Origin of the sequence: Micromonospora sediminimaris (assembly GCF_016863575.1) — a bacterium.
In the GTDB taxonomy this organism is placed as follows: domain Bacteria; phylum Actinomycetota; class Actinomycetes; order Mycobacteriales; family Micromonosporaceae; genus Micromonospora; species Micromonospora sediminimaris.
Genome location: NZ_BOPD01000025.1, coordinates 26,357 through 52,446, shown reverse-complemented (window position 1 = coordinate 52,446; position 26,090 = coordinate 26,357). Strand labels below are relative to the sequence as shown.

General features: G+C 70.6%; 31 protein-coding genes. 15 read left to right on the top strand and 16 right to left on the bottom strand.

Annotated elements, in window-relative coordinates; genetic code table 11:
• The 7 genes from Vse01_RS20250 to Vse01_RS20220 form a co-directional block, all read right to left on the bottom strand.
• Positions 1-1,056, bottom strand: coding sequence for a carbohydrate ABC transporter permease (locus tag Vse01_RS20250; protein ID WP_093410536.1), 1,056 nt, complete (start codon positions 1,054-1,056; stop codon positions 1-3).
• Between the two features lie 69 nt (positions 1,057-1,125).
• Positions 1,126-2,475 (bottom strand): ABC transporter substrate-binding protein, encoded by a 1,350-nt coding sequence (locus Vse01_RS20245; RefSeq protein ID WP_093410534.1) that lies wholly within the window; start codon positions 2,473-2,475, stop codon positions 1,126-1,128.
• 338 nt (positions 2,476-2,813) lie between these two features.
• Positions 2,814-3,308, bottom strand: a complete 495-nt coding sequence (locus Vse01_RS20240; RefSeq protein ID WP_093410532.1) for a TspO/MBR family protein — start codon at positions 3,306-3,308, stop codon at positions 2,814-2,816.
• A gap of 228 nt (positions 3,309-3,536) precedes the next feature.
• Complete coding sequence (locus Vse01_RS20235) at positions 3,537-3,680, bottom strand: GPGG-motif small membrane protein (protein WP_007464364.1); 144 nt, start codon at positions 3,678-3,680, stop codon at positions 3,537-3,539.
• Positions 3,671-4,447 (bottom strand): metallophosphoesterase family protein, encoded by a 777-nt coding sequence (locus Vse01_RS20230; protein WP_093410530.1) that lies wholly within the window; start codon positions 4,445-4,447, stop codon positions 3,671-3,673. The genes Vse01_RS20235 and Vse01_RS20230 overlap by 10 nt, the downstream gene beginning before the upstream one ends.
• 10 nt (positions 4,448-4,457) lie before the next feature.
• A complete protein-coding gene (locus tag Vse01_RS20225; protein ID WP_093410528.1) occupies positions 4,458-4,733 on the bottom strand; it encodes a hypothetical protein in 276 nt (91 codons plus the stop codon).
• Positions 4,730-5,377, bottom strand: a complete 648-nt coding sequence (locus tag Vse01_RS20220) for a nucleotidyltransferase family protein (protein WP_275415513.1) — start codon at positions 5,375-5,377, stop codon at positions 4,730-4,732. Before Vse01_RS20220 ends, Vse01_RS20225 begins: the two co-directional genes overlap by 4 nt.
• A gap of 112 nt (positions 5,378-5,489) precedes the next feature.
• On the opposite strand from Vse01_RS20220, the gene Vse01_RS20215 reads away from it, so the two are divergent.
• Positions 5,490-6,194: a dTMP kinase gene (locus Vse01_RS20215; RefSeq protein ID WP_093410524.1), complete on the top strand. Its 705-nt coding sequence runs from the start codon at positions 5,490-5,492 to the stop codon at positions 6,192-6,194.
• Here the strand turns inward: Vse01_RS20215 and Vse01_RS20210 are convergent.
• Positions 6,179-6,874, bottom strand: a complete 696-nt coding sequence (locus Vse01_RS20210; protein WP_093410523.1) for an SDR family NAD(P)-dependent oxidoreductase — start codon at positions 6,872-6,874, stop codon at positions 6,179-6,181. The genes Vse01_RS20215 and Vse01_RS20210 overlap by 16 nt on opposite strands.
• A gap of 638 nt (positions 6,875-7,512) precedes the next feature.
• On the opposite strand from Vse01_RS20210, the gene Vse01_RS20205 reads away from it, so the two are divergent.
• Complete coding sequence (locus Vse01_RS20205) at positions 7,513-8,502, top strand: sigma-70 family RNA polymerase sigma factor (protein WP_170863621.1); 990 nt, start codon at positions 7,513-7,515, stop codon at positions 8,500-8,502.
• Between the two features lie 105 nt (positions 8,503-8,607).
• On the opposite strand, the gene Vse01_RS20200 is transcribed toward Vse01_RS20205, so the two are convergent.
• Positions 8,608-9,579 (bottom strand): C40 family peptidase, encoded by a 972-nt coding sequence (locus Vse01_RS20200; RefSeq protein WP_093410519.1) that lies wholly within the window; start codon positions 9,577-9,579, stop codon positions 8,608-8,610.
• A 457-nt stretch (positions 9,580-10,036) separates the two neighbouring features.
• Here Vse01_RS20200 and Vse01_RS20195 point away from each other — a divergent pair, with 457 nt between their 5' ends.
• Positions 10,037-10,570, top strand: coding sequence for a DUF6232 family protein (locus Vse01_RS20195; protein ID WP_093410517.1), 534 nt, complete (start codon positions 10,037-10,039; stop codon positions 10,568-10,570).
• A gap of 10 nt (positions 10,571-10,580) precedes the next feature.
• Here the strand turns inward: Vse01_RS20195 and Vse01_RS20190 are convergent, their stop codons facing one another.
• Together Vse01_RS20190 and Vse01_RS20185 are read right to left on the bottom strand one after the other, a co-directional pair.
• The gene (locus tag Vse01_RS20190) at positions 10,581-10,922 is read right to left on the bottom strand and encodes a DUF3817 domain-containing protein (RefSeq protein WP_093410516.1); all 342 of its coding nucleotides are present in this window, start codon (positions 10,920-10,922) and stop codon (positions 10,581-10,583) included.
• A 26-nt stretch (positions 10,923-10,948) separates the two neighbouring features.
• Positions 10,949-11,407: a hypothetical protein gene (locus Vse01_RS20185; RefSeq protein ID WP_093410512.1), complete on the bottom strand. Its 459-nt coding sequence runs from the start codon at positions 11,405-11,407 to the stop codon at positions 10,949-10,951.
• Positions 11,408-11,527: 120 nt separating this feature from the next.
• Here Vse01_RS20185 and Vse01_RS20180 point away from each other — a divergent pair, with 120 nt between their 5' ends.
• From Vse01_RS20180 to Vse01_RS20170, 3 genes are read left to right on the top strand one after another with little or no spacing between them, the layout of a single operon-like run.
• Positions 11,528-11,851 (top strand): DUF6158 family protein, encoded by a 324-nt coding sequence (locus Vse01_RS20180; RefSeq protein WP_093410510.1) that lies wholly within the window; start codon positions 11,528-11,530, stop codon positions 11,849-11,851.
• Positions 11,851-12,174, top strand: a complete 324-nt coding sequence (locus tag Vse01_RS20175) for an SRPBCC family protein (protein ID WP_093410506.1) — start codon at positions 11,851-11,853, stop codon at positions 12,172-12,174. Before Vse01_RS20180 ends, Vse01_RS20175 begins: the two co-directional genes overlap by 1 nt.
• 60 nt (positions 12,175-12,234) lie before the next feature.
• Complete coding sequence (locus Vse01_RS20170; RefSeq protein WP_093410504.1) at positions 12,235-12,768, top strand: DUF1360 domain-containing protein; 534 nt, start codon at positions 12,235-12,237, stop codon at positions 12,766-12,768.
• A 143-nt stretch (positions 12,769-12,911) separates the two neighbouring features.
• On the opposite strand, the gene Vse01_RS20165 is transcribed toward Vse01_RS20170, so the two are convergent.
• The 3 genes from Vse01_RS20165 to Vse01_RS20155 form a co-directional block, all read right to left on the bottom strand.
• The gene (locus Vse01_RS20165; RefSeq protein WP_093410663.1) at positions 12,912-13,109 is read right to left on the bottom strand and encodes a hypothetical protein; all 198 of its coding nucleotides are present in this window, start codon (positions 13,107-13,109) and stop codon (positions 12,912-12,914) included.
• A 37-nt stretch (positions 13,110-13,146) separates the two neighbouring features.
• Positions 13,147-13,389 (bottom strand): hypothetical protein, encoded by a 243-nt coding sequence (locus Vse01_RS20160; protein WP_373870692.1) that lies wholly within the window; start codon positions 13,387-13,389, stop codon positions 13,147-13,149.
• 269 nt (positions 13,390-13,658) lie between these two features.
• Positions 13,659-14,759: a 3-deoxy-7-phosphoheptulonate synthase gene (locus Vse01_RS20155; protein ID WP_093410502.1), complete on the bottom strand. Its 1,101-nt coding sequence runs from the start codon at positions 14,757-14,759 to the stop codon at positions 13,659-13,661.
• Positions 14,760-15,062: 303 nt separating this feature from the next.
• On the opposite strand from Vse01_RS20155, the gene Vse01_RS20150 reads away from it, so the two are divergent.
• Together Vse01_RS20150 and Vse01_RS20145 are read left to right on the top strand one after the other, a co-directional pair.
• Entirely contained in the window at positions 15,063-16,214 is a 1,152-nt protein-coding gene (locus Vse01_RS20150) for an alkaline phosphatase PhoX (protein WP_093410500.1), read from the top strand.
• A gap of 97 nt (positions 16,215-16,311) precedes the next feature.
• A complete protein-coding gene (locus Vse01_RS20145; RefSeq protein WP_093410498.1) occupies positions 16,312-16,527 on the top strand; it encodes a hypothetical protein in 216 nt (71 codons plus the stop codon).
• On the opposite strand, the gene Vse01_RS20140 is transcribed toward Vse01_RS20145, so the two are convergent.
• A complete protein-coding gene (locus Vse01_RS20140) occupies positions 16,494-17,228 on the bottom strand; it encodes a phosphodiesterase (RefSeq protein WP_093410496.1) in 735 nt (244 codons plus the stop codon). The genes Vse01_RS20145 and Vse01_RS20140 overlap by 34 nt on opposite strands.
• 153 nt (positions 17,229-17,381) lie before the next feature.
• On the opposite strand from Vse01_RS20140, the gene Vse01_RS20135 reads away from it, so the two are divergent.
• The 7 genes from Vse01_RS20135 (at position 17,382) to Vse01_RS20105 (ending at position 25,361) form a co-directional block, all read left to right on the top strand.
• Positions 17,382-18,674, top strand: coding sequence for a M16 family metallopeptidase (locus Vse01_RS20135; RefSeq protein ID WP_093410494.1), 1,293 nt, complete (start codon positions 17,382-17,384; stop codon positions 18,672-18,674).
• A gap of 23 nt (positions 18,675-18,697) precedes the next feature.
• Positions 18,698-20,050, top strand: a complete 1,353-nt coding sequence (locus Vse01_RS20130) for a M16 family metallopeptidase (protein WP_093410490.1) — start codon at positions 18,698-18,700, stop codon at positions 20,048-20,050.
• Between the two features lie 220 nt (positions 20,051-20,270).
• A complete protein-coding gene (locus Vse01_RS20125) occupies positions 20,271-21,293 on the top strand; it encodes an aspartate-semialdehyde dehydrogenase (RefSeq protein ID WP_093410486.1) in 1,023 nt (340 codons plus the stop codon).
• Positions 21,294-21,442: 149 nt separating this feature from the next.
• Complete coding sequence (locus Vse01_RS20120; RefSeq protein WP_093410484.1) at positions 21,443-21,859, top strand: CBS domain-containing protein; 417 nt, start codon at positions 21,443-21,445, stop codon at positions 21,857-21,859.
• A gap of 211 nt (positions 21,860-22,070) precedes the next feature.
• Positions 22,071-22,439, top strand: coding sequence for an SCP2 sterol-binding domain-containing protein (locus tag Vse01_RS20115; RefSeq protein ID WP_093410482.1), 369 nt, complete (start codon positions 22,071-22,073; stop codon positions 22,437-22,439).
• Complete coding sequence (locus Vse01_RS20110) at positions 22,439-24,499, top strand: amylo-alpha-1,6-glucosidase (protein ID WP_093410480.1); 2,061 nt, start codon at positions 22,439-22,441, stop codon at positions 24,497-24,499. The genes Vse01_RS20115 and Vse01_RS20110 overlap by 1 nt, the downstream gene beginning before the upstream one ends.
• 112 nt (positions 24,500-24,611) lie before the next feature.
• Complete coding sequence (locus tag Vse01_RS20105) at positions 24,612-25,361, top strand: lysophospholipid acyltransferase family protein (protein WP_093410478.1); 750 nt, start codon at positions 24,612-24,614, stop codon at positions 25,359-25,361.
• Positions 25,362-25,386: 25 nt separating this feature from the next.
• Here the strand turns inward: Vse01_RS20105 and Vse01_RS20100 are convergent, their stop codons facing one another.
• Positions 25,387-26,088, bottom strand: coding sequence for a hypothetical protein (locus Vse01_RS20100; RefSeq protein WP_093410659.1), 702 nt, complete (start codon positions 26,086-26,088; stop codon positions 25,387-25,389).
• Positions 26,089-26,090: the final 2 nt, after the last annotated feature.

Here is a 26,090-nt window from a genome sequence, read left to right as displayed (position 1 = left end):
TCAGCCCTCCCGTCGCTGCTGACGCAGGTTGCGGATCTGGAAGATCACGATGGGGATCACCAGGACGAAGAGGAAGACCGCGAGCGCGGAACCCTGCCCGTTCTGGCCGTACCGGAACGCCTGGTTGTACATCTCGTTGGCGATCACGCTGGTGTCGTAGTTGCCGTTGGTCGAGGTGCGGACGATGTCGAAGACCTTCAGCGTGGCGATCGAGATGGTGACCACCACCACGATCAGCGCGGGCCGGATGCTCGGCAGGGTGATCTGCCAGAACATCTGCCACGGGCTCACCCCGTCGAGGCGGGCGGCCTCGACGATGTCGGCCGGGATCGCCTTGATCGCCGCAGACAGCACCACCATCGCGAAACCGGCCTGGATCCACACCATGATCACGATCAGCAGCAGCGTGTTCAGCGGTGAGTCGAGCAGCCACTGTCGGGGTTCGCCGCCGAGGCTGACCACGATCTGGTTGAGCAGACCGATCTGTTCCTGTTCCTCGCTCCGGAAGGCGTACACGAACTTCCAGATGATGCTGGCGCCGACGAACGAGATCGCCATCGGCATGAAGATCAGCGACTTGGCCACCGCCTCCAGCCGGGCCTTGTCGACAAGCACCGCGTAGATCAGGCCGATCGAGGTGGCGACAAGCGGAACCAGGGTCACCCAGACCAGAGTGTTGAGCAGCACCCGGACGATCGAGTCGTCGGCGAACATCCAGCGGTAGTTGTCCAGGCCCACGAAGTTCTGGCTGCCACCGTCCATGAAGGACAGCAGGGTGGTCCGCAGCGCCGGTACGACCAGGCCGATCAGCAGCAGCACCACCGTCGGCAACAGGAAGAACGTGGCGAACAGCCCTTCACGGGATCTAGGCCGCCCCCCGGGCAGCGGTGCTCCGCTGGCGGAGGCGGCCACGAATCGCGCCTCGCGTCGCCGCGCGAAGAAGGCCGGCACCGCGTCGAGCAGCACCAGCAGGCCGCCCACCACCACCGCGAAGGCGACCAACCCCCACAGCAGCATCATCAGTTTGGGTGCCTGCTCGGCAAAGTCGAAGTCCATCAACCCTCCCCGGGTCCTCGGTAGAGCCGGTGGGCCGGTCCGCGAACGCGGACCGGCCCACCACCGGAATTACTTCCAGCTGCTCTCGATGCCCTGCAGGACGCTGGCGGTGTTACCGCCGTTGATCCAATCGACCATGCCCTTCCAGAAGGTCCCCGCGCCGACGGCGGCGGGCATCAGGTCGGAACCGTCGAACCGGAAGACCGTGCTGTCGTCCTGGAGGATCTCCACCGACAGCTTGTCGATCGGGTTGGCGACGTTGGCCAGGTCGACCTTGTTGTTCGCGGACACCCAGTCGCCGATCTTCGCGCGGCTGTTGGCGTACTCGCCGGAGGCGAGGTACGTCTGCACCGCCTGCACCTCGGGACGGTCGGCGAAGGCCGTCACGAACTCGCCGCCGCCCAGCACCGGCTTGCCCTTGGCCGGGTCGATGGCCGGGAAGTAGAAGGCGAAGACGTCGCCGTCCTCGGCCACCCGGGTGCCCTCAGGCCACTGGTTGGCGTAGAAGGAGGCCTGCCGGTGCAGCGCGCACTTGCCCTGCGTGATCGGCACGCCCGCCTCCTGGAAGGAGGTGGTGGCGATGCTGCGCACCCCACCGAAGCCACCGTTGACGTACTTGTCGTTCTTCAGGATCGTGCCGGCCCGGTCCAGCGCCTCCGCGACCCGCGGGTCGTTGAAGGGGATCTCGTGCGTGGTCCACTGGTCGTAGACCTCGGGGGTCTGCGTCCGCAGCATCACGTCTTCGATCCAGTCGGTGGCCGGCCAGCCGGTGGCGTCACCGGACTCGATGCCGGCGCACCACGGCTTGACGTCGCTCTGGGCGATCGTGTCGCTGAGCTGGATCATCTGGTCCCAGGTGGTCGGGACGGTCCAGCCGTTCTCCTGGAACATCTTCGGCGAGTACCAGACGAACGACTTCACGTTCGACCCGAGCGGCGCGCCGTAGAAGGTGCCGTTGACGGTGCTGTACTTCAGCCAGTCCGGCGAGTAGTTCTGCTCGGCCATCGCCTTGGTCTCGGCGCTGGCCGGCTTCAGCTGGTTGCGCTCGGCGAACCGGGCGAGCAGGCCGGGCTGGGGGATGAAGGCCAGGTCGGGGGCGTTGCCGCCGTCGACCCGTACGGGGAGCTGAGCCTCGAACTCACCGCTTCCCTCGTGATTGATCGTGATGCCGGTGCAGTCCTCGAACTGCTTCCAGGACTCCGCCAGGCGGTCGGCCTCGATGTCTCGGATCGACGAGTAAATGTTGACCGTCTTGCCTTCGTGGCCCTGGTAGTCCTCGTACGGGGCGCACTCCGCGGAATCGGCGTTGCTGCTGCCGCCGTTGCTGCTGCTTCCGGTGCCGCAAGCGGTGGCGCTGAGTGCCAGTCCGATCGCGCCAACGATCGCGAGGGCCTGGCGTGGCCTGGCAGAGACCGCCATGCCGTCCTCCTTCCTGTCCGGCGCCGGCCGGGATCGCGTCCGGTTGACCTGGCGCCGGTCCGATGGGCGTTTTCACATGTAAGCGCTTGCATCTCCCTGGGGTCCACCCCTGGAGGGACACGAGCGAGTAACAATCCGGAAACCTGGCGAGAGGCCAAGGATCCGCGCCCATCTGCGGGAAAGAGCCCTGTCTATCAGCGGATCCTCCCGCTGATGGACCGGGGCGGTGGAAATTCTCTTCGGCGGAGGTTGGCTGGCGGGCAGCGGAGCACCACTGCCGGGCCGGCGCTGCCGGCGCTGTCCCCGCCGTCGCTGGCCCGCCGTCGGACCAGGGTCGGTCAGCTGTTCAGCTGCCAGATCGAGTAGTTGAGGGCCGCGGCGAAGGTCACCCACGCCCAGTAGGGCAGCAGCAGTACCGCCGCCACCCGGTTCGCCCGGGCGAACAGCAGCACGGTCACACCGATCGCCAGCCACAGCAGGACGATTTCGGCGAACGCCAGCCCATACCGGTCGCCGGCGAAGAAAAGCGGCGTCCAAGCGGCGTTGAGGACGAGTTGGACCGCCCACGCGCCGAGGGCCGCACCGAAGCCCACCCGGCGCCAGACCAGCCAGGCGGCGACCGCGATCGTCACGTAGAGGACGGTCCAGACCGGGCCGAAGAGCCAGGACGGCGGCGACCACGCGGGCCGGTCGAGGCTCGCGTACTGGTCGGCGGCGCCCGACGCGGCCAGGTTGCCGATCACGGCGGCGGCCAGCACGGCCACCGCGAAACCGGCGAGCGCCCACCACTTGCCGGCGCCGTTCCGTCGGGTCTGTTCCGCACTCGTCCGCATGGTAGGTGGTTCTCCGCTGAGTGGCGGCGGCAAACCTGCCAGGCGTAGCTGCCCGTACCGTTTCGAACAGCCCGCCTGGGCCGCCACAGCGCGGGGCGGGCGCGGTCCCCCGGCCGGCTGACGACAAGCACGCCGGGGTCGCCGCGTCCGGTAACTCCTGTCGGGAGGACGGAGTACCGGGCGCGACGACCCCGGCGGGTCCGGTGAGCGGCGCCCTGCGCCGCCAGGTCAATTGAAGATGCTGACCCCACCCGGGCCGACGAGCAGCCCGACAACGATGAGGACGATGCCCCAGAGGATCTGCCGGCGGAACAGCGCGAGAATTCCGGCGACCACCAGTACGACTGCGAGAATCCAGAGAATCAGCTCCATGGTTGCTGAATACCCCCGGCGGCGACTCCGGAAACCTCACTCTGATCAAGGTGATCGCCCAGCTGGAAGACGCTGTACGCCTGTTTGATCACCGGATGGGCCACGTTGCGTACGCGTACCCCGCCCGGGGTCGTGCCGCGTTCGGAGCCGTGGTGGGCGTGCCCGTGCAGGGCGAGTGCGGTCGGCGCGGCGTCGACGGCCTGCCCCAGCTGGTAGCAGCCGAGGAACGGGTAGATCTCCAGCGGCTCTCCGGCCAGGGTGTCCGGCACCGGGGCGTAGTGGGTGAGTGCCACCAGCACGTCACAGTCCAGCGAGCGCAACGCCTCACTCAACCGGTCGGCGCTCTCGGTAGTGGTGCGTACGAACGCCTTCATCTCCGGCTCGCCGAAGTCGCTGGCGCACCGGCCGGCGAATCCGCCACCGAAGCCCTTCACCCCGGCGACGCCGAGGCGGCCACCCGGGCAGTCCAGCACCACCCCGTCCCCCTCCAGCACGGTGATGCCCGCCTCCTCCAGCGTCCCGACCACCTGGGGCACCTGGTCGCACTGATGATCGTGGTTGCCCAGCACGGCGATCACCGGTACACCCAGACCACCGAACTCCTGGGCCACGCAGCGGGCCTCGGCCTCGGTGCCGTGCCGGGTCAGGTCGCCGGCGAGCAGCAGCGCGTCGACGCTGCCCGGCAGTTGTTCCAGGGCCGGCCGAAATCGGCCGACCACGTCCTCGTCCAGATGCACGTCGCCCACGGCGGCGATCCGGATAACCATCGAACCTCCCTCAGGGCAGTTGCTCGATCTCCGTGGGCGCCTGCGCGCGGATCACCCCGATGTCACTGCTGATCGGGACGTCCGGGAAGCGATCGGCCACCCGGCGCAGGATCTCCTCCCGCCGGTGCGCGCTCTCGACCTCGCCGTGCAGCACGAGAGCGCGTTCGGTGCGGACCACGGTGATTCCCTGTTCGGCAACGGCCGGATCTTCGGTGAGCAGCCGGTGGATCTCCGCCTCGACGTACTCGTCGGGCGGACCGGCGCCGGAGTCGAGGTGCGCGGTCACGTTCTCCCCTTCCCGTCGGCCGTGCCGGAGAGCGGCACGACGTCCAGCCTGTCCAGCAGCACCAGGAACGACTCCGCGTACGGCGAGTGCTGCGTCTCCTTGCGTACCCGTTCCCAGTCGATCTGCTCACGCAGCGAGCGGGCCAGCGGCAGCCCCCGAGCGAAATCGCAATAGTGCTGGGAGAAGCTGAGCAGCTTGTGCACCATCAGTTGGGTGGCGGACAGCACGGGCATGTGGATGGCGTCCACCGGCCGTACGACCGTGTCGGTGAAGGTCTCCTCGGTCACCGGCGTCTCGACCGGGCGGTGGATCAGGTCCACCATCCGACCGCCGTCGTAGACCTTGACCAGCCAGTCCTCCGGGGGCCGCTCGGCGGTGAAACCGGCCTGCCCCAGCGCCTCCAGCGCGGCTTCGACGTCGGACTCGCGGATGAGGAAGTCGACGTCGTGCTCGCTGGAGTGCCCGCCGTGCGCGTAGACGGCGAAGCTGCCGCCGAGAGCGAACGGGATCTCGGACTGTTTGAGCACGGCGGCGACCTTCTTGAGGGTGTGCAGGAGAGTCTCGTCGTCGCGCTCGGCCATCTCGCCTCTCCCGTCGATTCGTCGGGGGTGCCACCGGTGGGATCTCCGTTCGGTACCCGGCATTCCGGTCGCCCACACCTGCGCCGCGCGCGCATGGGGACGAACAGGTTTCAAACCGGATCTATGGTGCACCCTCGTGCGCCCGTCGGATAACCTTTCCAGGGTGGCCAGATCGATGGGAGCGCCCGCGTCGACGGGAGTCCGCTGTGCCCGGGGCCGGCTTCGCACCGTAGCCCTGATCGGCATCGACGGCTCCGGCAAGACCACCCAGGCGTACCGGCTCGCCGAGTCACTCACCGCAGCCGGCTTGCCGGCCACCTATCACCGCAACGCGGGTGGGCGGCGCTGGCTCGGCCGGGCGGCGCACCGACTCGGTCGGCCGGATGCCCAGAGCCTCCTCGGCCGGGACGGAATGCTATTGGCGGAGTCCGTGCTGCGCTGGTTGGCCATCGCGATGACGCTTGTCGGTGGCTTGTTCAGCGGACGGGTCGCGGTGATGGACCGCTATGCCGCCTGCCAGTACGCCAGCCTGCGGGCTCATGACGGGCACCGCTGGGAGCGGCTGGTCCGGGCCGCCTACCGACTTTTCCCCCGACCGCAGGTGACGTTCCTGCTGACCGTCGAGCCGATCGAGGCGTACCGGCGGATCGAGCGCAGGGGCACCGACCACGAGAGCCTCGGCTTCCTGGCCGCCGCTGACCTGGCCTACCGTACGCTGCCGGAGTATCCGACGTTCGTGCCGGTCAACGCGGATCTCCCGGCCGAGGAGATCGCCCGGGAGATCCGTGGGCACCTGAACGCCTGGCTGGCAGCCGGAGGCGAGCCGACCGACGTGGCGGCACCGGTGACGGAACTGGTGCCGCTTCAAGCCCGTCCGTAGACGGGTACGGCGGCACCGCTGGTGGGCGCCGACTCGTCCGACGCGAGGAAGCGGATCACCGAGGCGATCTCGGCCGGGTCCACCCATCGGCTGTGATCGGCGTCCGGCATCGCGCCGCGGTTGGTCGGGGTGTCGATGACGCTGGGCAGCACCGTGTTGCAGCGGACTCCGGCCGCCTTGTACTCCACCGCCACCGCGGCGGCGAAGCCGAGCACGGCGGCCTTCGCGGTGACGTAGCCGCCGACTCCCGGGAAGGGCGCGACCGCCGCCCGGGCAGCCACGCAGACGACCGCGCCACCACCGGCGGCGACCAGGTGGGGCAGCGCGGCCCGGGTGACCAGATGGGTCGGGCGGAGGTTGAGGGTGAGCATCCGTTCGAAGTCCTCGACCGGCGTCTCGTGCACCAGACCGCCGCTGGCGTATCCGCCGACGAGGTTGACCACGGCGCGTAGCGGTGCCTCGGGATCTCCGGACGCCACCTCGGCCACCCGGGCGACGTCCTGCGGGTCGGTCAGGTCCGCGACCATCCGGACGGGAGCGTTGGCCTCAGGTCCGCTCAGCGGGTCCGGTTGCCGGCGTTGGGGCGCGACCACTCGCCACCCGGCCGCCACGAACGCGGCGCTGACCGCCGTGCCCAGTCCGCCCGTGGCCCCGGTGACCAACACACTGCGATTCGCCATGACCTGAGGTTAGTGCGATGCCCGATCGGCGGACCGTGAGACCCACCCGGGAGGACTCCGGCCGGAAGCGGGCGTGACGGCTGAAGCCGGCGCGGCGCGGGATCGCCACCCAAGGAGGCACCGGCCGGACGATCGTCCGGAACGGCCTCTCGACGGCCCTCATGGCGCGCCCGGCCACTCGCCACCCGGTTGCCACGAACGCGGCGCTGGGTCAGGAACGCGACCGCCGGCCGGAGCGCTGGCCGCGGCGGGCATAGGGCCGGGGCGCGGATTGTTCATCAGGGCGTGGGGTATTACCACCGGCGTGGATGAACCGAGCGGTCCACGTACGCGTATCAGGCAGTGACCAGGATCGCAGCACGCTGGTGACCCGGGTCGCTGTGCCTATCGGCCGGGCAGTGCTGCCATGGACCGGAACGGACGGCGATCCGTCGATCCGTCGACCTCACGGGGTTCCTGCCGACGACAGCCAGGCAGGGTGCTGACAGCAAACGTGGACGCTGCTCTCAGCTGATTATCAGGCATTCGTGACACTTTCGACCCACGACATGGAATCCCCGACACGTCTCATCTGTTGTGTAGATGTCAGCACCGATGGGCACAGCGGAGGTTACGGGGGAGGGCTGATGGGCGTGGGGATGGCAAGGAACCGGGCAACCGGCGCGAGCGAGGGGACCGTGGGCACCGTGGACAAGAACATCGGAATGCGAACTGACGAGGTCGCCGAGGAGCGCGACCTGGTCGGAGTCTACCTGCACGAGATCTCCCGGACGCCGCTGCTGGACGCCGCCAAGGAGGTCGACCTCTCCAAGGCCATCGAGGCCGGCCTGTACGCCGAGCACCTGCTGGGCGAGGACCGCGTCCCCGACGGGGTGACCCGGGAGGAACTGGAACGGCTGATCGCTGACGGGGAGCGGGCCAAGGACCTGTTCATCCGGGCCAACCTGCGACTGGTCGTGTCGATCGCCCGACGTTACGTCCGCTCCGGCATGCCCATGTTGGACCTCATCCAGGAGGGCAACACCGGTCTGGTCCGGGCGGTCGAGAAGTTCGACTACGAGCGTGGCTACAAGTTCTCGACCTATGCGACGTGGTGGATCCGCCAGGCGATCAGCCGGGCGATCGCCCAGCAGGAGCGCACCGTGCGGCTGCCGGTGCACCTGGTGGAGGACGTCAACCGGATGCGCAACGTGGCCCGGCAGCTCACCCGTGAGCTGGGCGGCGACCCGGAGCCGGAGCAGATCGCGGCGGCGCTGGGGGTGACCGTCGAGCGGGTCAACGAACTGGTCCGCTGGTCGCAGGACACCGTTTCGCTGGACACGCCCGTCGGCGACGACGGCGACACCAACCTCGGTGATCTGGTCGCCGACAGTGACGCACCCTCCCCGGAGGAGATCGTCCTCACCGGGTTGGAGCGTCAGCGGATCGAAGGACTGCTCAACCACCTGGACGACCGTTCGGCCGGCATCATGCGGGCCCGGTACGGGCTGGAGGACGGCCGGGAGCACTCGCTGACCGAGGTGGCTTCGCGGTTCTCCCTGTCCCGGGAACGGATCCGGCAGTTGGAGATCCAGGCGCTCGGCCGGCTCCGCGAGCTGGCCCGAGCGGAGGGCCTGCAAGCGGCCTGAGCAGGCGACAACAACGGCGAACGGCCGGCGTCTATCGGGACGCCGGCCGTTCGCCGTTCTTCGTTGTCGGACGCCGCCGACAACGGCACCTCACGACCGGTCGCCTCAACGCACCCGTCCGTAACCGTACGGTGGCATCAGGTCCACGGATCGCTTCTCCACGTTGCGGCCGAAGGTCGGTGCGTGGATGACCTGTCCGTCGCCCACGTAGATGGCCATGTGGCCCAGGCCCCGGTAGAAGACGAGGTCGCCGGGGCGCAGCTCACTGCGACTGATGTGGGCCACCACGCCCCACTGCATCCGGGTGTTGTGCGGCAGGGATCGGCCTGCCGCCCGCCAGGCGGCCGAGGTCAGCCCGGAGCAGTCGTAGCTGCCCGGCCCGTCCTGGCCCCAGCCGTACGGCTTGCCCAGCGCGCCGTAGGCGTACCGGACGGCGACGCCGGCCTTGCCGGAGACGGCCGGCGCGTCCTGGGCGTTGCTGGCTCGGTTCGCCGGTCGTTCGGTTGCCCGGCCGTACGCCTCCCGGCGCATCTCGTAGAGCTTGGCGAGATCGCGCTCGATCCGTTTCTTCGCCGACGACAACTCGCGCGACTGCGCCGCCTGACGGCTGAGCGTGACGTCCAGCCGGGTCTTCTCGTCGAGCAGTCGCCGCTGGTCGGCGGTGTAGCTGGCGATGGTGGCCTGCCGTTGCCGGGTCAGGTGGTCCAGCGTGCCGAGCCGGTCCAGTACGGAGGTCGAGTCACCGCCGTGCAGCAACGCGTCGACGGTGCCGAGGTTGCCGGTCTTGTACGCGGTCACCGCCAACTCGCCGACGTCCGCTCGGCTCTGTTCGGCCTGCTGCTCCAGCGGGCCGATCCGGCCCTGCAACCGCTCCACCGCGGACCGGTTCTCCTTGATCTTCTCCCGCAGCTCGTTGTGGGCCTCCACCACGCGTTCCAGCTCGACGGAGGCCTTCTCGATCCGCCGGGTCAGTTCGGCGGGGGAAGGTTCGGCCCGGGCCACCGTCGCCGGCACGAGCAGCGCCAGTGCGAGAGCGGCGACCGTCAGGGCGCGCGGCGTGTGCGTCAGGGACGACAAGAGCCCGAATGCTCCTCTCCCGGTGCCGGCGCGGGCGGCTGAGGCTCCGCGACGGCGACGGCCCGGTGCCGTCCTGGTGGACAGCGGCCGGCCGAGCCGACCTGCCCAACCTAGTACGGGACGGGAGTCATCCGCAGAGAAAGCCGGGACCACTGGGAGTGCTGTGGCGGAACACGCAGTGGCAATCAGCGTCAAGCAGGTTATCGGCGACATGTCGGACTGGTCGCTCCCGGCATATGACGTCGGATGCCGGGACGTTTTGACCGACAAGCCGGACTTGGTGGGCTCTTTCCGGCGGCGGCGGTGCCTCGCAAGCCTCTGACCATCGGAAACGTCGCAGCCGGAGTGGCGCGCACGGCCCACAATGAATCGCGCGACCGGGATTCCCGCCAACCGGCGTCGATGCGCAGGGCCGACGGAGGCCAACCCGGTGCCACCAGCCGTGGGAGGAGGGGGCGTGAATCCTGATGGCGCGACAACGCGGACGCCACGAACACCCCGAGGCACCGGCGCCGGCGCCGGGCCGACCTTGCTCTACGCCCGGCCCGGGATCATCGTCACGGTCGACCGATTCACCGTCGGCGGCAGCACCTGGCGCGTCGCCGAGCTGACCCATCTGCACAGCACCCGAGGGCCGCACGACCGGGCGGCGACCCGGGCCGTGCTGGTCTCGACGGTGGTGATCGGCGGGGTGGGACTGCTGCTGGGGTTCACCGGAGGGCTGCAACGACTCACCGCCGGGGCGTACCTGCTGCTCGGTGCCGTGTTCCTGGTGCCGGTGCTGCTCGCGGCGGCGGGCGACCGCTGGCGGCCACCGGCGTACGAGCTGTGGGGCCGCCGGGCCGGTACCGACGAACTGCTGTTCAGCAGCGACGACGAGCAGCAGTTCGGCCAGGTGAGCCGGGCACTGCGTCGAGCCCGTGAGATGAACAGCTACGGCGGGTGGGAGGACCCGCTTGCCGGTGCCGACCCGTGGCGACCGCGACGGTGAGGGCGGGTCGCTACCCGGCGATCGGCTCGGGCGCCTGCGCCTGTTCCCGCTCCCGCTGCTCGGCGGTGACCAGCGCGCTCACCCGCCGCTCCGCCCAGAAGGAGACGAACGGCACGGTGCCGGCCAGCATCACCAGGATCATGCGCTTGAGTGGCCAGTCGGCCCGGCGGGACAGGTCGAACGCGGCGACCAGGTACACCATGTAGAGGAAGCCGTGTGCCTGGCCCACGGTCTCCACCACGACCGGGTTGTCGAAGCCGTACTTCAGCGGCATGCCGATCACGACCAGCAGGATCAGCACCACGCCGACGACCCAGGCGATCACGCGGTAGCGGGTGAGGGCAGCGCGCACTTCTCGTCCGTCCTTCCGGGCCCGGCTCAGCCGGGATAGTCACCGGGCTTGGCGCCCGGATTGGCGTTCAACCATGACAGGTAGCGGTTGTAGGCGGCCAGGTCGGCGTCGTCCTCGCCGGGACCGGCGGGGACCCGGGCAACCCGCACCGGACGTCGGATCCCCGTCCGTGGCTGCTCGGCGTCGACCGCGTCGGGAGCGGTCACATCGTCGGGCCCGACGGCTTCGCCCGGCTGACCGACGGACGCCGACGCGACCGTGTCCCCGGTCGGCGGCTCCGTGCGCAGCGCGTGGCGTACCTCGCGCCACCAGACGAAGACCACGAAGCCCGCGAAGATCGGCCACTCCACCGCGTAACCCCAGCTGATGGCGTTGCCCGCGGCGGCCCGGCTGACCTGCCACCAACCGAGACCGAGAAAGGTGGTCACCAGCACGACCATGGCCACGTGGCGAGCGATCCACGCCGGGGTCCAGAGCCGCTTCATGCCACGAGGGTACCGAAACCGGCCGCCTTCTCCGACGCGGTGTCGTAGTGCGTCGTGGTTTGGCGACACCTGAGGCGGGCAACCGTACAGACGCCAGCCCAGGACGGACGAGGGGGCGAGATGACGGCATCGGGACGACAGGACGGATTTCCCGCCGGCGGTACGGAGGTGAGCCCCGAGCAGCGGATTCCCGAGTGGGGCGACGACCGGACACCGGCCCCCGCGCCCGAGGCCGACATGCTCGGCATCGATCCCGCCGAGCTGGGCGAGGAGGATCTCATTCGGGAGATGCAGAGCCTGCACCGTACCCGTCTGGACACGCTGCGTCACGCCACCGACTCGGCGCTCGCCAACCACCTGCGGCGTACCGCCGAGTTGGAGACCGAGTACCTCGCTCGCCACCCGGGGCGCGAGGTCGACCCGAGCCGGCTGCGGGACGCGTGATGGCGTACGCGGAACGGGGGGTGTCCGCGCCCCCGGAGGTCGTCTTCAACACGGCCACCGACCCCGACCGGATCTCCTCGTGGTTGCCGGAGCCGCTGCTGTCGAGTGAACCGGCCCGGGAGGGCGACGCCGGGCAACTGCGGGCGCGCTGGACGGCCCGTGGCGCCGACTGGTCGGCCGAGCTACAGGTGGAGCCGGTCGACGCTGGTGGTTCCCGGCTCCGGCTGGAACTCGGCGGCGGTGGCGGGGACGTAGACCGGCTCGCCGACGAGGCGCTGAACAGCCTTGCCCGCGAGGTGGCGGACAACCTGCAGGCCGGCTGACTCGATCGAACCCCCCGCCGGACTGCGGCGGATCGTAGCGTGACCCGAAGAGGAGGCCGGGTGAGCGACTTGAAGCAGAAGGTGGCGCGGTTGCGCCAGGCGTACGCGCCGCACGAGCACCGCCCGCTCGGTGGCTACCTGGCGGCGATGGGCACCTACGCCGGGGTGACCGGCGCTATCGCCGGCCTGGTGAAGGTGACCGGGCGGAGCGTGCCCGAGCGACCCGCCACGTCGGACGTGGTGCTGCTCGCCATCGCCACCCACAAGCTCAGCCGACTGCTGTCCAAGGATGCGGTGACCAGTCCGTTGCGGGCCCCCTTCACCCGCTACGACCGGCCGATCGGCAGCGGCGAGGTGATGGAGCAGGTACGCGACTCTGGCAGCTCCACCCGCCATGCGATCGGGGAACTGCTCAGTTGCCCGTTCTGCCTGGCCGTCTGGGTGGCCACCGGTCTCACCGGCGGGCTGGTGCTCGCGCCGCGACTGACCCGGCTCGTCGCCACGGCACTGACCGCGGTGGCCGCCTCCGACTTCCTGCAGATGGGCTACGCGGTGGCCCAGCAGGCGGCCGAGGGCGGCGACGAGAAGGATTGACGGTACGTACGACGCGGCCGACCCGGGAGACGGGTCGGCCGCGTCGTACGCTGCTGTCTGACCGGTTGCCGGCGGCACGGCAGGTGACCTGGGGCTGCCTGCCTGGCCGTCTCGCGGGCGTCAACCAGCGGCAGGACCGCGGTTCAGCGCTGCATTCCGGACCAGCCGCGCGGCGACTCCGGCTCCCGCTCGTCCTCGTCCGCGCCGGTGATGATGTCCCGGTCGACGGCGGTGCGGTCGTGCTCGTTGGCGAAGTCGGGTTCCGGCAGGGTGTCCGTCCCCTCCGGCGGCTGGCCGAGCGCGGGCGGATGGGGGTGCTGATCTTCCTCGCGCTGCGTCATCGTGTTCCTCTCCTCGTCGCCGGTCCCGGCCGGCTGATCAGCCCGCCGAGCCACCCAGCAGGTCGGTCACCTCGTCGACCGCGTACTCGCCCTGTGGCAACGCGTTGAGCCGGGACAGCAGCTGCGCCGGCAGCTCCGCGGCGACCGCGCGGCGGTAGATGTCCACCTGACTGATCCGCTCCTGACCGTGGTAGAGGTCGTCGAGCAGTTCGTCGAGCGGACGGGTGTCCACCTCCTCGGTCTCCACCTCGTCCCCGACTGCGGCAGCCGTGCCGGGCAGGTCGGTGGTGGGCGGATCGAGCGCGGCGGTGTCGACCACGGGCACGTCGGCCAGGATGGCTTCGGGTAGCCGAGCCTGCGTCGTCGGTTCCGTGGGCGCCTCGGTCACGGGTACGTCATCGCTCACCCCCGTGACCTACCCGCCCCCACCCCGCCAAAACACCCCCACCCCCTTGCCCCTTTGCGTAGATCATGAGGTGGGCGGCAGCGTGGATCGAGCAGTGCCGCCAACCTCATGATCAACACGGTGGGGGTGGGGGCGAGGGGCTGTCAGGCGGGGGTGGGGAGGGAGGTGGTGGCGCGGCGGGCGCGGACGGCGGCGGCCAGTTCGGCGAGCACCTCGTCGGTGGTGTCCCAGCCGATGCAGGCGTCGGTGACCGACTGGCCGTAGGTGAGTTCGCGGGTGGGGTCGAGGTCCTGTCGACCCGGTACCAGGAAGCTCTCCAGCATGATCCCCACGATGCCCCGCTGACCGGCGGCGATCTGTGCGGCCACGTCGGCGGCAACCACGGGCTGGTTACGGTGGTCCTTGCCGCTGTTGGCGTGGCTGGCGTCCACCACCAGCCGTTCCGGCAGCCCTGCGGCGCGCAGCAGGTCCAGCGCACCGGCCACGGACGCGGCGTCGTAGTTCGGCCGGCCGCCGCCACCCCGCAGCACCAGGTGGCCGTCCGCGTTGCCCCGGGTGTGCATGATCGCCGGCGTGCCGGAGACGTCGATGCCGGGGAAGACGTGCGGCACGCCGGCGGCCCGGATCGCGTCGACCGCGGTGCCGATGCTGCCGTCCGGACGGTTCTTCATGCCGATCGGCATGGACAGCCCGGAGGCAAGCTGACGGTGCACCTGGCTCTCCACGGTGCGCGCCCCGATCGCCCCCCACGCGACGGTGTCCGCGATGTACTGCGGGGTGATCGGGTCGAGGAACTCGCAACCCACCGGCAGGCCGAGACGCAGCACGTCGAGCAGCAGCGCCCGGGCTCGACGCAGACCCGTGTTGACGTCCCCGGAACCGTCCAGCCCCGGATCGTTGATCAGCCCCTTCCAGCCAACCGTGGAACGCGGCTTCTCGAAGTAGACCCGCATCACGACGAGCAGGTCCTCATCGACCCGCTCGGCCGCCGCGCGCAGCCGCTGCGCGTAGTCGAGGGCGGCGGCAGGATCGTGCACCGAGCACGGCCCGACGACCACCAGCAGCCGGTCGTCGGTGCGGTCGAGCACCTGACCGACCGCCCGGCGGCCGGACAGCACGGCCGCCGTCAGGTCGTCGTCCAGGGGCAGTTCGTGCAGCAGCAGAGCTGGGGTGGTCAGCGGTACGACACGGTCGATCCGCTGGTCGATGACCCGGTGGTTCTCCGGGGTCGTCACGGTGGGCATCCTTCCGCCGACCGCACCCGGGGCCGGTGCCCGGGTCGAGCCGGCTGCTCGTACGCGAAAGGGCAGGAACGAAAGCTCCTGCCCGGCCGGCTCGACAACGGTGACGTCAGATCATGGTGAAGTCACCGGCCTGCGAGCCGGCTGGCTAAACCATCGATACGAGCGCGTCACGGCGGTAAGCGTACCCGACCGCGCCCGAGCGCTCATCCTCTCGTCGACAAAGCCTCGCCTCGCGTTCATCGGCACCGATGAAACTCCCGGTAACTCCAGCGCCACCCAACGCGGATCACCCGGAGGTCATCGATGGATCGTCGTACCGTCCTGCGCGCCACCGTCGCCGGTGGCGCCGCCGCCTTCTCCGGCAGCCTGTGGGCGGGCGCCGCCGTGGCCGCACCCGCTCAGCCCGGCCCCAGCCCCTACGGCTCGCTCCGGACCGCCGACGGCAACGGCATCCAGCTGCCCACCGGATTCACCAGCCGGGTGATCGCCCGGTCCCGCCAGACCGTCTCCGGGACGTCGTACACCTGGCACGACGCCCCCGACGGCGGTGCCTGCTTCGTCGCCGGCGCCGGCTGGATCTACGTCTCGAACTCCGAGATCACCCCGGGCGGTGGCGCCTCGGCGGTGCGCTTCAACGCCGACGGCAGCATCGCGTCGGCGTACCGGATCCTCTCCAACACCAACCAGAACTGTGCCGGTGGCGCCACCCCGTGGGGCACCTGGCTCTCCTGCGAGGAGGTCAGCCGCGGATACGTCTACGAGACGTACCCGCAGGGCGGCACCGCCGCGGTGCGGCGGGCGGTGATGGGACGGTTCAAGCACGAGGCCGCCGCCTGCGACCCGGACCGTCGGGTGATCTACCTGACCGAGGACGAGAGCAACGGCTGCTTCTACCGGTTCCGACCGAACAGTTGGGGCAATCTTGCCGCCGGCACCCTGGAGGTGCTGGTCGCGGGGAGCGCCACCAGCGGCCCGGTGACCTGGGCGCGAGTGTCGGACCCGGACGGGTCGCCGACGCTGACCCGCAGCCAGGTCTCCGGTGCCAAGCGGTTCAACGGTGGCGAGGGCTGCTGGTACGACGACGGCACCTGCTGGTTCACCACCAAGGGCGACAACCGGGTCTGGGCGTACGACGCGGTCAACCAGCGAATCGATCTGGCGTACGACGACTCGCTGGTCTCCGGCACCGCGCCGCTGACCGGGGTGGACAACATCACCGGTGCCGGCTCGGGCGACCTCTACGTGGCCGAGGACGGCGGCAACATGGAGATCAACGTCATCACTCCCGCCGGGGTGGTCGCGCCGTTCCTGCGGATCACCGGGCAGTCCTCCTCAGAGATCTGTGGGCCGGCCTTCTCGCCGGACGGCACCCGGTTCTACTTCTCGTCGCAGCGCGGCACCTCCGGCTCCTCATCCGGCGGCATCACCTACGAGGTGCGTGGCCCGTTCCGCTGAGCCCAGCTTGACGTCGTGGCAGGGCGCCTTCGTCGTTGCGGAGGAGCCCTGCCCGCCCCCCGAGTGCGGGAGACGGGGGCGGGGTATGAGGAGCGGCATGACTGACGAGCGAAGCGACCAGGAGCGGGTGGAGTCCCGCGCCCACCTGCTACCGGAAGAGGCAGCGGCCGGCAGCGACGACGCGCATGCCCAGGCCGACGCGATCCTGACCGAGTCCGACGCCCGGGAGGCCGACCAGAACGTCGCCCCCGACACGGTGCTGGAGCGGCGTACGTCGGATCAGACCGTCAACCCCGTCGAACCGCCGGACTGAGCGCTGGCACCACGCCCTCGACGGGATCCTCGGTAGGTGTGCTGGCGCAGCCAGGCCAGGGGCCCGGTCAACCGCAGTTCCTCCGGGAGGTTGCCCACCGGGTCGAAGGCCAGCGCGGCGTCCTCCCGCGCGCTGAGCTGATCGCCGATGGTGACCTGCCCGAACGGCCGCCACGGTCCGACGGCGGAGGCGACGGCGAGGACCAGCCCGGGCCGGCCGGCCGCCACCGCGGTGGACAGGCCGGACAGGTCGTGGCCCAGGTCGGGCGATTCCGGGTCGGCCAGCGCAGCCAACCAGAGCCGCCGCCGGCCGGCCCGGTACGACATGACCGAGCTGTACGTGCCGGTGAACCGACGTCGGGGCAGTGGCAGGTGTCGCAGCATCGGCGCGGCGGCGCTGGAGCTGACCAGCAGATCGAACGGTCGTCCGGCCTGGTGGTGTATCCGCACCGCCAGGCCGAGCACGTCGGGCCAGGCGTCCGGGGTGGGCGTTCCCTTGGAGAGGCGGACGGTGGCCGGGTAGTGACCGGGCCGGTCGAGCAGTCGGACGCCGGTCGGCGGGCCGGCCGTCCCCCAGACGAGCACCTCGCCGGCGAAGGACCGGCCGGCCGGGTGCAGCATCCGTCCCCGGCGCAGCCGGGCCAGGGCCCGGGCCGCTCGTTCGGTGATGACGGCGGGCTGCGGCCAGGTAATCGTCGGCATGCCCTCCGCATACCCAGGGCCGTACCGTCGATGCCGTCTTCCGGCACTGCCGCCTGACGTGCGGTCGTCGCGGCACGGGCCCGCCCGTCGGCGCGGCTCGCCGGTGGGTGTCCCGTGGCCTGCCCGGGCGAAAGATCGGATAGCGTCGGTGCCATGCCCGACAGCGGTTACCCCTGGCCGATCTCGACGACCCGACTGGACAATGGCCTGCGCGTGGTGGTCAGCGAGGACCGCACCGCCCCGGCGGTCGCGGTCAACCTCTGGTACGACGTGGGTTCCCGGCACGAGCCGGCCGGTCAGACCGGCTTCGCCCATCTCTTCGAGCACCTGATGTTCGAGGGCTCCACGCACGTTGCGAAGACCGAGCACATGAAGCTGGTCCAGGGGGCCGGCGGCTCGCTCAACGCCACCACCAACCCGGACCGCACCAACTACTTCGAGACGGTCCCGGCGGAGCACCTTGAGTTGGCGCTCTGGTTGGAGGCCGACCGGATGGGCGGGCTGGTGCCGGCGCTGACCCAGGAGACGCTGGACAACCAGCGGGACGTGGTCAAGAACGAGCGGCGGCAGCGCTACGAGAACGTGCCGTACGGGGACGCCTGGCTGCGGCTGCTGCCGCTGCTCTATCCGCCGGGTCACCCGTATCATCACGCCACCATCGGGTCGATGGCCGATCTGAACGCCGCCGACCTGGCCACCTTCCAGGCGTTCCACCGGACGTACTACGCGCCGAACAACGCCGTGCTCACCGTGGTCGGTGACACCACAGTCGACGAGGTCGTCAGCCTGGCCGAGCGGTACTTCGGCGGGATCCCGCCCCGGCCGGACATCCCCCCGGCTCCCGACGGCCGGGTCGTGCCGGCCACCGGAGTGCCCGCCGAGGAGACGGTGGTCACCGAGGTGCCGGCGCCCCGCGTGTACGTCGCGCATCGCACCCACCCGTTCGGCAGCCCCGGGTACGACGTGGTGACGGTGCTGGCCACCGTGCTCGGCAGCGGTCGGGGCAGTCGGCTCTACCAGCGGCTCGCCGACGGTGAACGGATCGCCCAGCCCGATCTGGTCGGGGCGTACGGGGTGGACCTGGCGCACGCCCCGGCACCGCTGATCGCCACCGCGACCGCCCGCCCGGGGGTCAGCGGTGAGCGGCTGGCCGCCGGGCTCGCCGAGGTGGTCGACGAACTGGTGACCGTGCCGGTCACCGCCGCCGAACTGGACCGCGCCAAGGCATTGCTGACCACCGCATGGTGGCGGCAGATGTCCACGGTGGACGGTCGGGCGGACGCGCTGAGCCGGTACGCCACCCAGTTCGGTGACCCGGCCACGGTGTCCGAGCGGTTACCGGCCTGGCTCGCGGTGACCGCCGAGGAGATCGCCGAGGTGGCGGCCGACACGCTCGCCGCCGACGACCGGGCGACCCTGACCTACCTTCCCGAGGAGAAGCTGTGAGCGCGAGCAGTGAGCGGCCCTCAGTGACCCTGATCGCTGACCGGCCCGGCCCGGGCGCGGCCCGCCCGTACCGTTTCCCCCAGGTGGTCCGCCGCACCGTCGCCGGTGGCGACGTCGTCGCCGCGCACCTGCCCGGCCAGAACCTCGCCGTGGCGATGCTGCTGCTGGACGCGGGCGCCGGCCGTGAACCGGTGGGTCGCGAGGGACTCGGCGGGGTGTTGGCCAAGGCACTGGAGGAGGGCACCACCCAGCGCGACGCCACCGCGTACGCGCTGGCCATAGAGGCGCTCGGCACCGAGTTGGTGACCGGGCTGGACTGGGACACCTTCCAGGCGAGCGTGCAGGTGCCGGTGGGCCGGCTGGGCGCGGCGGTGGAACTGCTCGCCGAGGCGGTGCGCACCCCGAGGCTGGACCCGGACGACGTCCGGCGGGTCCGCGACGACGAGGTGACCGCGCTACGGATGGACTGGGCGAATCCGGGACCTCGGGCCGACGCGGCGTTGCGCGCCGACCTGTTCGGCGCCGGCAACCGTTGGGGCCGCCCGATGTACGGCGACCCCGACTCGGTGGCCGGTCTGGACGTGGAGGACGTCACCGTCTTCCACTCGGAGTGGTTCATCCGTCCGGGCACTCTCGTCGTCGCCGGCGATCTGGACCGGCTCGACCTGGACGCCCTCGCGGCCACGGCGTTCACCGGCACCGGCGGCGGGCCGGTTGACCGGGGCGTACCGATCGACGTGCCGGTGCGTGCCGAGCGGCGGATCATCCTCGTCGACCGGCCCGGATCAGTGCAGTCCACGCTGCGGCTCGGCCATCCCGGACCACACCGGGCGCACCCGGACCATGTGCCGATCGCGCTTGCCGGCACCGTGCTCGGCGGAGCGTTCACCTCCCGGCTGAACCACCTCATCCGGGAAGTGCGCGGTTACACGTACGGCATCCGGGGCGACTTCGCCTCGTCCCGCCGGTTCGGCCGGTTCGCGGTCAGCTCGGGAGTGCAGACGGCCGTCACCGCACCGGCGTTGGTCGAGGCGGTCGGGGAGATCGCGCGTACCCAGGCCGGTGGGGTGACCGAGGACGAGCTCGCGGTGGCCCGGTCCTGGCGGGCGGGCCAGCTCTCGGTCGAGTTGCAGAGCCCACGGGCCATCGCCGGGGCGCTGAGCACGCTTGTGGTGCACGACCTGCCGGACGACTACCACGCCCGGCTGCGGGAGGAACTGCTCGGTGCCCAGGTGGCCCAGGTCTCGGCGGCTGCCGCCACGCACCTGCGTCCGGAGTCGCTGACCCTGGTGGTGGAGGGCGATGCCGCGGTGATCAGGGATGAGCTGGTGGCCACCGGTCTCGGTGAGCTGATCGACCACCCGCCGGCGGGTTGATCGACGAGCCCATCGGCCGGGATTGTGACGTCGGTCGCGGCGTCGGCGGTCCGGGCTGAGATGCTGCGGTCGGCAACGGTGGTGCGGCGGTGTTCTTCCGGCGGAACCGGCCGGCGGGTGGTGACTGTCCCGGACCGAACGGGCTCGGCCCGGCCGGCGGGATCCCCGGCGGTGGGAAAGCATTCCCGGTCCGGGCACCGGGCTGGGTAGCCTCGCGGGCATGAGGATCGGCATTGTGGGAGCCACCGGCCAGGTCGGTGGCGTGATGCGGCAGGTGCTGGCGGAGCGGAACTTCCCGGCGGAGCAGGTAAGGCTGTTCGCCTCGGCGCGCTCGGCCGGGCGTACGCTGCCGTGGCGCGGCGAGGAGATCACCGTCGAGGACGCCGCCACCGCGGACTACTCCGGGCTGGACATCGTGCTCTTCTCAGCCGGCAAGGGTTCCGCAAAGGAGTTGGCGCCTCGGGTCGCCGCCGCGGGTGCGGTCGTCATCGACAACTCCTCGGCGTTCCGGATGGACCCGCAGGTGCCGTTGGTCGTCGCCGAGGTCAACCCGCACGCCGCCGCCGACCGGCCCAAGGGCATCATCGCCAACCCGAACTGCACCACCATGGCCGCCATGCCGGTGCTGCGTCCGCTGCACGCCGAGGCGGAACTGGTCGCCCTGGTCGTCGCCACCTACCAGGCGGTCTCCGGTGCCGGCCTGGCCGGCGTCGCCGAGCTGGACGAGCAGGTCCGCAAGGTGGCCGAGACCGCCACCGGGCTCACCTTCGACGGCGGCGCGGTGGACTTTCCCGCCCCCCGTTCGTTCGCTCAGCCGATCGCCTTCAACGTGTTGCCGCTGGCCGGCTCGATCGTCGACGACGGGTCGGCGGAGACCGACGAGGAGCAGAAGCTTCGCAACGAGAGCCGCAAGATCCTGGAGATCCCCGACTTGAAGGTCTCCGGCACCTGCGTACGGGTTCCGGTCTTCACCGGTCACTCGCTTCAGATCAACGCCCGGTTCGCCCGGCCGATCAGCCCGCAGCGGGCGTCCGAGCTGCTCACCGACGCGCCCGGCGTCGCGCTCTCCGACGTGCCGACCCCGTTGCGGGCGGCCGGGCAGGATCCGACGTTCGTCGGCCGGATCCGCGCCGACGAGACCGTCGAGCACGGCCTGGCGTTGTTCTGCTCCAACGACAACCTGCGCAAGGGCGCGGCACTCAACGCCGTGCAGCTTGCCGAGCTGGTTGCCGCCGAGGGCTGAACCACACCGACACCGGGCCCGGCCTTCGCCGGTCGTGGCAGCCGACCGAGCTGCGGCTGAGCGTGCGGCACCCGCGCGGTGACCGGCCACGTTACTGGCTGCGGCCGTCGGGTAGACCCCTGGCTGCCCGACACCCAGAGGGAGGCGCCATGACAACGGTCGGAGAGTTCATGACGACCCGGTTGGTGACCATGGACGGCAACGCCACGCTCGTCGCGGCGGCCCAGGAGATGCGCGACTCCGCGATCGGTGACGTGGTGGTGACCGACGGAGACAACGTGGTCGGCATCGTCACGGACCGGGACATCACGGTCCGAGGCGTGGCCGAGAGCATGGACCCGGACACCACCCGGCTGAACCAGATCACCACCAAGGACGTGGTTACGGTGAGTCAGTACGACGACGCCGTCGCCGCCGCCGACCTGATGCGGACGTACGCCGTGCGGCGGCTGCCCGTGGTGGAGGACGGCCGGCTGATCGGACTGGTGTCCATGGGCGATCTGGCGGTCGAGCGGGAGCCTCAGTCGGTGCTGGCCGACATCAGCGCGGACGATCCCAACAACTGATCGCCTCCACCAACCGAAGCCGGTTCCCGAGCCATCGGGAGCCGGCTTCGCGCGGTTCGGTGCCGCGCGTCCGCCCCCGCATCCGGCAATTCGCCGTGGCCGCTTACCGGGTCCACCGGGCCGCGCGGTCTCACCCCAAGCGGGTGAGGTTGAGCCACCGGGCGTCGGGGACCCCTCCTGCGGGACATGAGCGACCGGGAGGAGGGGCCCGATGGCGGACGCGACCACGCGGTTTTTCGAGGACCTCGACCAGCAGGGGTACGAACCTCTGCTGGCGAAGATTTCCGGAGCCCTGCGCTTCGACCTGCACGAGGGACCGCAGACCACCCACTGGCTGATGCGGATCGACCGGGGAAACATCCAGGTCAGCCGGCAGGACATGGAGGCCGACACGGTGGTCGGCACCAGCCCCGCCCTCTTCGAGGAGCTGGTCACCGGCCGGGAGAACGGGCTGGCGGCGCTGCTCCGGGGGGACATGACGGTCACCGGTGACGCCCGCCTGGTGGTGCAGGTCGAACGGATCTTCCCCAGCTCGCCGCACGCCAGGGGACCGCAGCGCTACCGGAAGGGGGTGAAGTGATGGCACCCAGCCACACCGTACGGATCCTCGACGGCAACAACTTCGTCGTCAGCGAGGCCACCGGGGACATCGAGGCGACACCTACCGAACCGACCGGGCTGTTCTCCATCGACACCCGCTTTCTCTCCAAGTGGGTGCTCACGGTCAACGGTGAGCGGCTGAACGCCCTCTCCTACGACGACCTCCAGTACTACGAGTCGCGCTTCTTCCTGGTGCCCGGGCTGGCCACGCACTACGTCGACGCGAAACTGTCGATCATCCGGGAACGGGCGGTCGGTGGGAGCTTCCGGGAGGACATCACCATCCTCAACCACGACGAGAAGGCAGTCGACCTGGAGATCCGGATGGATGCCGGCTGCGACTTCGCCGACCTGTTCGAGGTCAAGGACGAGATCCTCAACAAAAAGGGTGAAATCTACTGTGAGGCCGAGCCGGACCGGCTGCGCCTGGGCTACCGGCGCGGCAACTTCAAGCGCGAAACGATCATCTCGTCCTCCGCGCCGGCCCGGTACGACCGCAACGGCTTCGCGTACTCCATCCACCTGGAACCGAACGAGCAGTGGGACACCCGCATCGACGTGCAGACCCTGGCACTCGGCCCGGGCGGTCGGGACCTGCGTCTCGGATTGCAGACGCACGGCACCGAACGGCTCGCCCTGCAACACGACCTGGAGGAGTGGATCGCCAAGGCGCCGACGGTGAACAGCGAGCACGACAGTTTGTCCGCGACGTACCGCAAGTGCATCGTCGACCTGGCGGCGTTGCGCTTCTCACCGCTGTCGCTTGGCGGTCAGACCCTGCCGGCCGCCGGTCTGCCCTGGTTCATGACCATGTTCGGCCGGGACAGCATCCTGACCTGTCTGCAGACGCTGCCGTTCACACCGCAGCTGAGCGCGACCACGCTACGGATCCTCGCGGCCCTGCAGGGCACCCGGTTCGACGACTTCCGGGAGGAGGACCCCGGCCGGATCCTGCACGAGATGCGGTACGGCGAGAGCGCCGCGTTCGAGGAGCAACCGCACTCGCCGTACTACGGAGCGGTCGACTCCACGCCGCTGTTCGTGGTGCTGCTCGACGAGTACGAGCAGTGGAGCGGCGACGGCGCGCTGGTCAAGGAGTTGGAGCAGGAGTGCCGCCGGGCCTTCAAGTGGATCGACGACTACGCCGACCTGGTCGGCAACGGCTACATCTGGTACGAGCGGCGCAACACCGACACCGGCCTGGAGAACCAGTGCTGGAAGGACTCCTGGGACTCCATCTCCTACCGCGACGGCACCCTGCCGCCGTTTCCCCGGGCCACCTGCGAGGTGCAGGGGTACGCGTACGACGCGAAGATGCGCGGCGCGCGGCTGGCCCGTGAGTTCTGGGACGACCCGGCGTACGCCGACCAACTGGAGCGGGAGGCCGCAGCCCTGAAGGAACGGTTCAACCGGGACTGGTGGGTCGAGGACGGCGGCTACTACGCGCTCGCGCTCGATCCGGACGGGCGACAGTGCGACGTGCTCAGCTCCAACATCGGCCACCTGCTCTGGAGCGGCATCGTCGACGACGACCGGGCCGAGCAGATCGCCAACCACCTGGTCGGGCCGCGGCTGTTCACCGGCTGGGGGGTGCGGACCCTGGCCGAGGGCGAGGTGCGCTACAACCCCATCGGCTACCACAACGGCACCGTCTGGCCCTTCGACACCTCGTTCTGTGCCTGGGGTCTGCGCCGGTACGGCTTCGCCGAGGAGGCCGCAATGATCGCCAACGGCATCCTGGACGCCGCCCGGTACTTCGACGGCCGGTTGCCGGAGGCGTTCGGCGGTTATCCGCGTGAGCAGACGAAGTTCCCGGTTGAGTACCCGACGGCGTGCAGTCCGCAGGCATGGTCGACGGGGGCTCCGCTGCTGTTGCTGCGTACGATGCTCGGCCTGGAGCCACACGAGGGGCACCTGGCGGTCGAGCCGCGACTGCCCGTCGGCATGGGCCGGATCGAGGTGCTGGACATCCCCGGCCGCTGGGGCCGGGTGGACGCCTTCGCCCGTGGCCGGGTCGACCTGCACTCGCTGGCCGGGTGACAGGCGTGGCCGGGTTGCCCAATCGGGCGACGGGCGACCCGGCCACGCCCCGGCAGGTCGTGGCAACCACCGTCCCTACCGGTGCGTAACCTACCCAAGGTAAAGTTCCGGGATGCCGGAACTCGTGTATCCGCCCGTCATCGCCGCAGCCAAGACGATGTTCCGGGTCCTCGACCTGAAGCTCACCGTCGAGGGCGATCATCACGTTCCCCGTGCCGGGGGAGCGGTGCTGGCCAGCAACCACGTGAGTTACCTCGACTTCATCTTCTGCGGCCTGGGCGCCCTGGAGTCCCGACGTCTCGTCCGCTTCATGGCCAAGGACTCGGTGTTCCGGCACCGGGTGTCCGGGCCCTTGATGCGAGGCATGCGACACATCCCGGTGGACCGGCGTGCCGGCGCCGACTCGTACGCCGCCGCCGTGGCGGCGCTGCGCTCTGGGGAGGTGGTCGGTGTGTTCCCCGAGGCGACGATCAGCCGCTCCTTCACCGTCAAGGAACTCAAGAGCGGGGCCACCCGGATGGCCCACGAGGCGCAGGTGCCGGTGCTGCCGGTCGCGCTCTGGGGCACCCAGCGGCTGTGGACGAAGGGGCGTCCGCGTACGCTCACCCGCCGGCACACCCCGATCACCATCCTGGTCGGCGAGCCGATGGATCCGGCCGCGTACCCGGACCCCGCCGCGATGACCGAGGAACTGCGTATCCGACTGACCGCGCTTGTCGACCGGGCTCAGCGGGAGTACCCGGACCAGCCCGCCACGCCAGCGGACGGGTGGTGGCTGCCGGCGCATCTCGGTGGCAGCGCGCCTACCCCACAGGAGGCCGCCGCGCTCGACGCCGACGCCCGGCGCTCCACGACCCGCTGACCACCGGTCCGACCGTTGCAGGGGCCTACCGCTGGCCGGACGCCGCGTCGTACGGCGGCGCGTCGGCCTGCCTCGGCCGGTAGTAGTCGTCCCGGGAGTGGAACTCCACCGGCAGGGCGCCGGGCAGCAGCACCCGCCCCGCGCCGCTCAACGACGCGGTCCGGGTCAGGCGGGCGAGCGCGTCCCGCTCGGGCGGGGACAGGTCCACCAGCTCCGGCCGGACCAGCCGGAACGTGGCGATTGCGTGGCGCAGCTGTCGGGCGAGCGCGTCGATCCGGTCATCGGGACCGACCAGGGCGAGTGCCGGCTGCCGGATCGTACGCAACGCGTCGCAGACCACCAGCAAGGTCGCCGGGTCGCCGCCGGCAGCAGGCAGCAATTCCAGCCGGGACGGCCACTGCCAGCGGATCTGCCCACTGACCAGCCCGGGCGGCCGGGCCGCCCCGCGCTGTCCGGGGCCCACGAGGGCGAGCTGAGTGCCGGCGCCGACGTACGTCAGCCGGTGATCGGTGACGGTGAGGGCGACCGGGGCGGGCAGCGCCCAGGCCCGGTGGGCGTCGCTGGGTCCGAGAAGGTATCCGGCCACGTCCACCCGATGGCGGTCGAGCACGTGCTCGCCGAAATCCGGCACCAACTCGTGCCGCCGGTCCAGCACCGGGCCCGTGCCGTCGTCCACCGCGTCGAACCGGTGCGGTGCGATGAAGAACGGGGAGACGTCATCGTGCATCG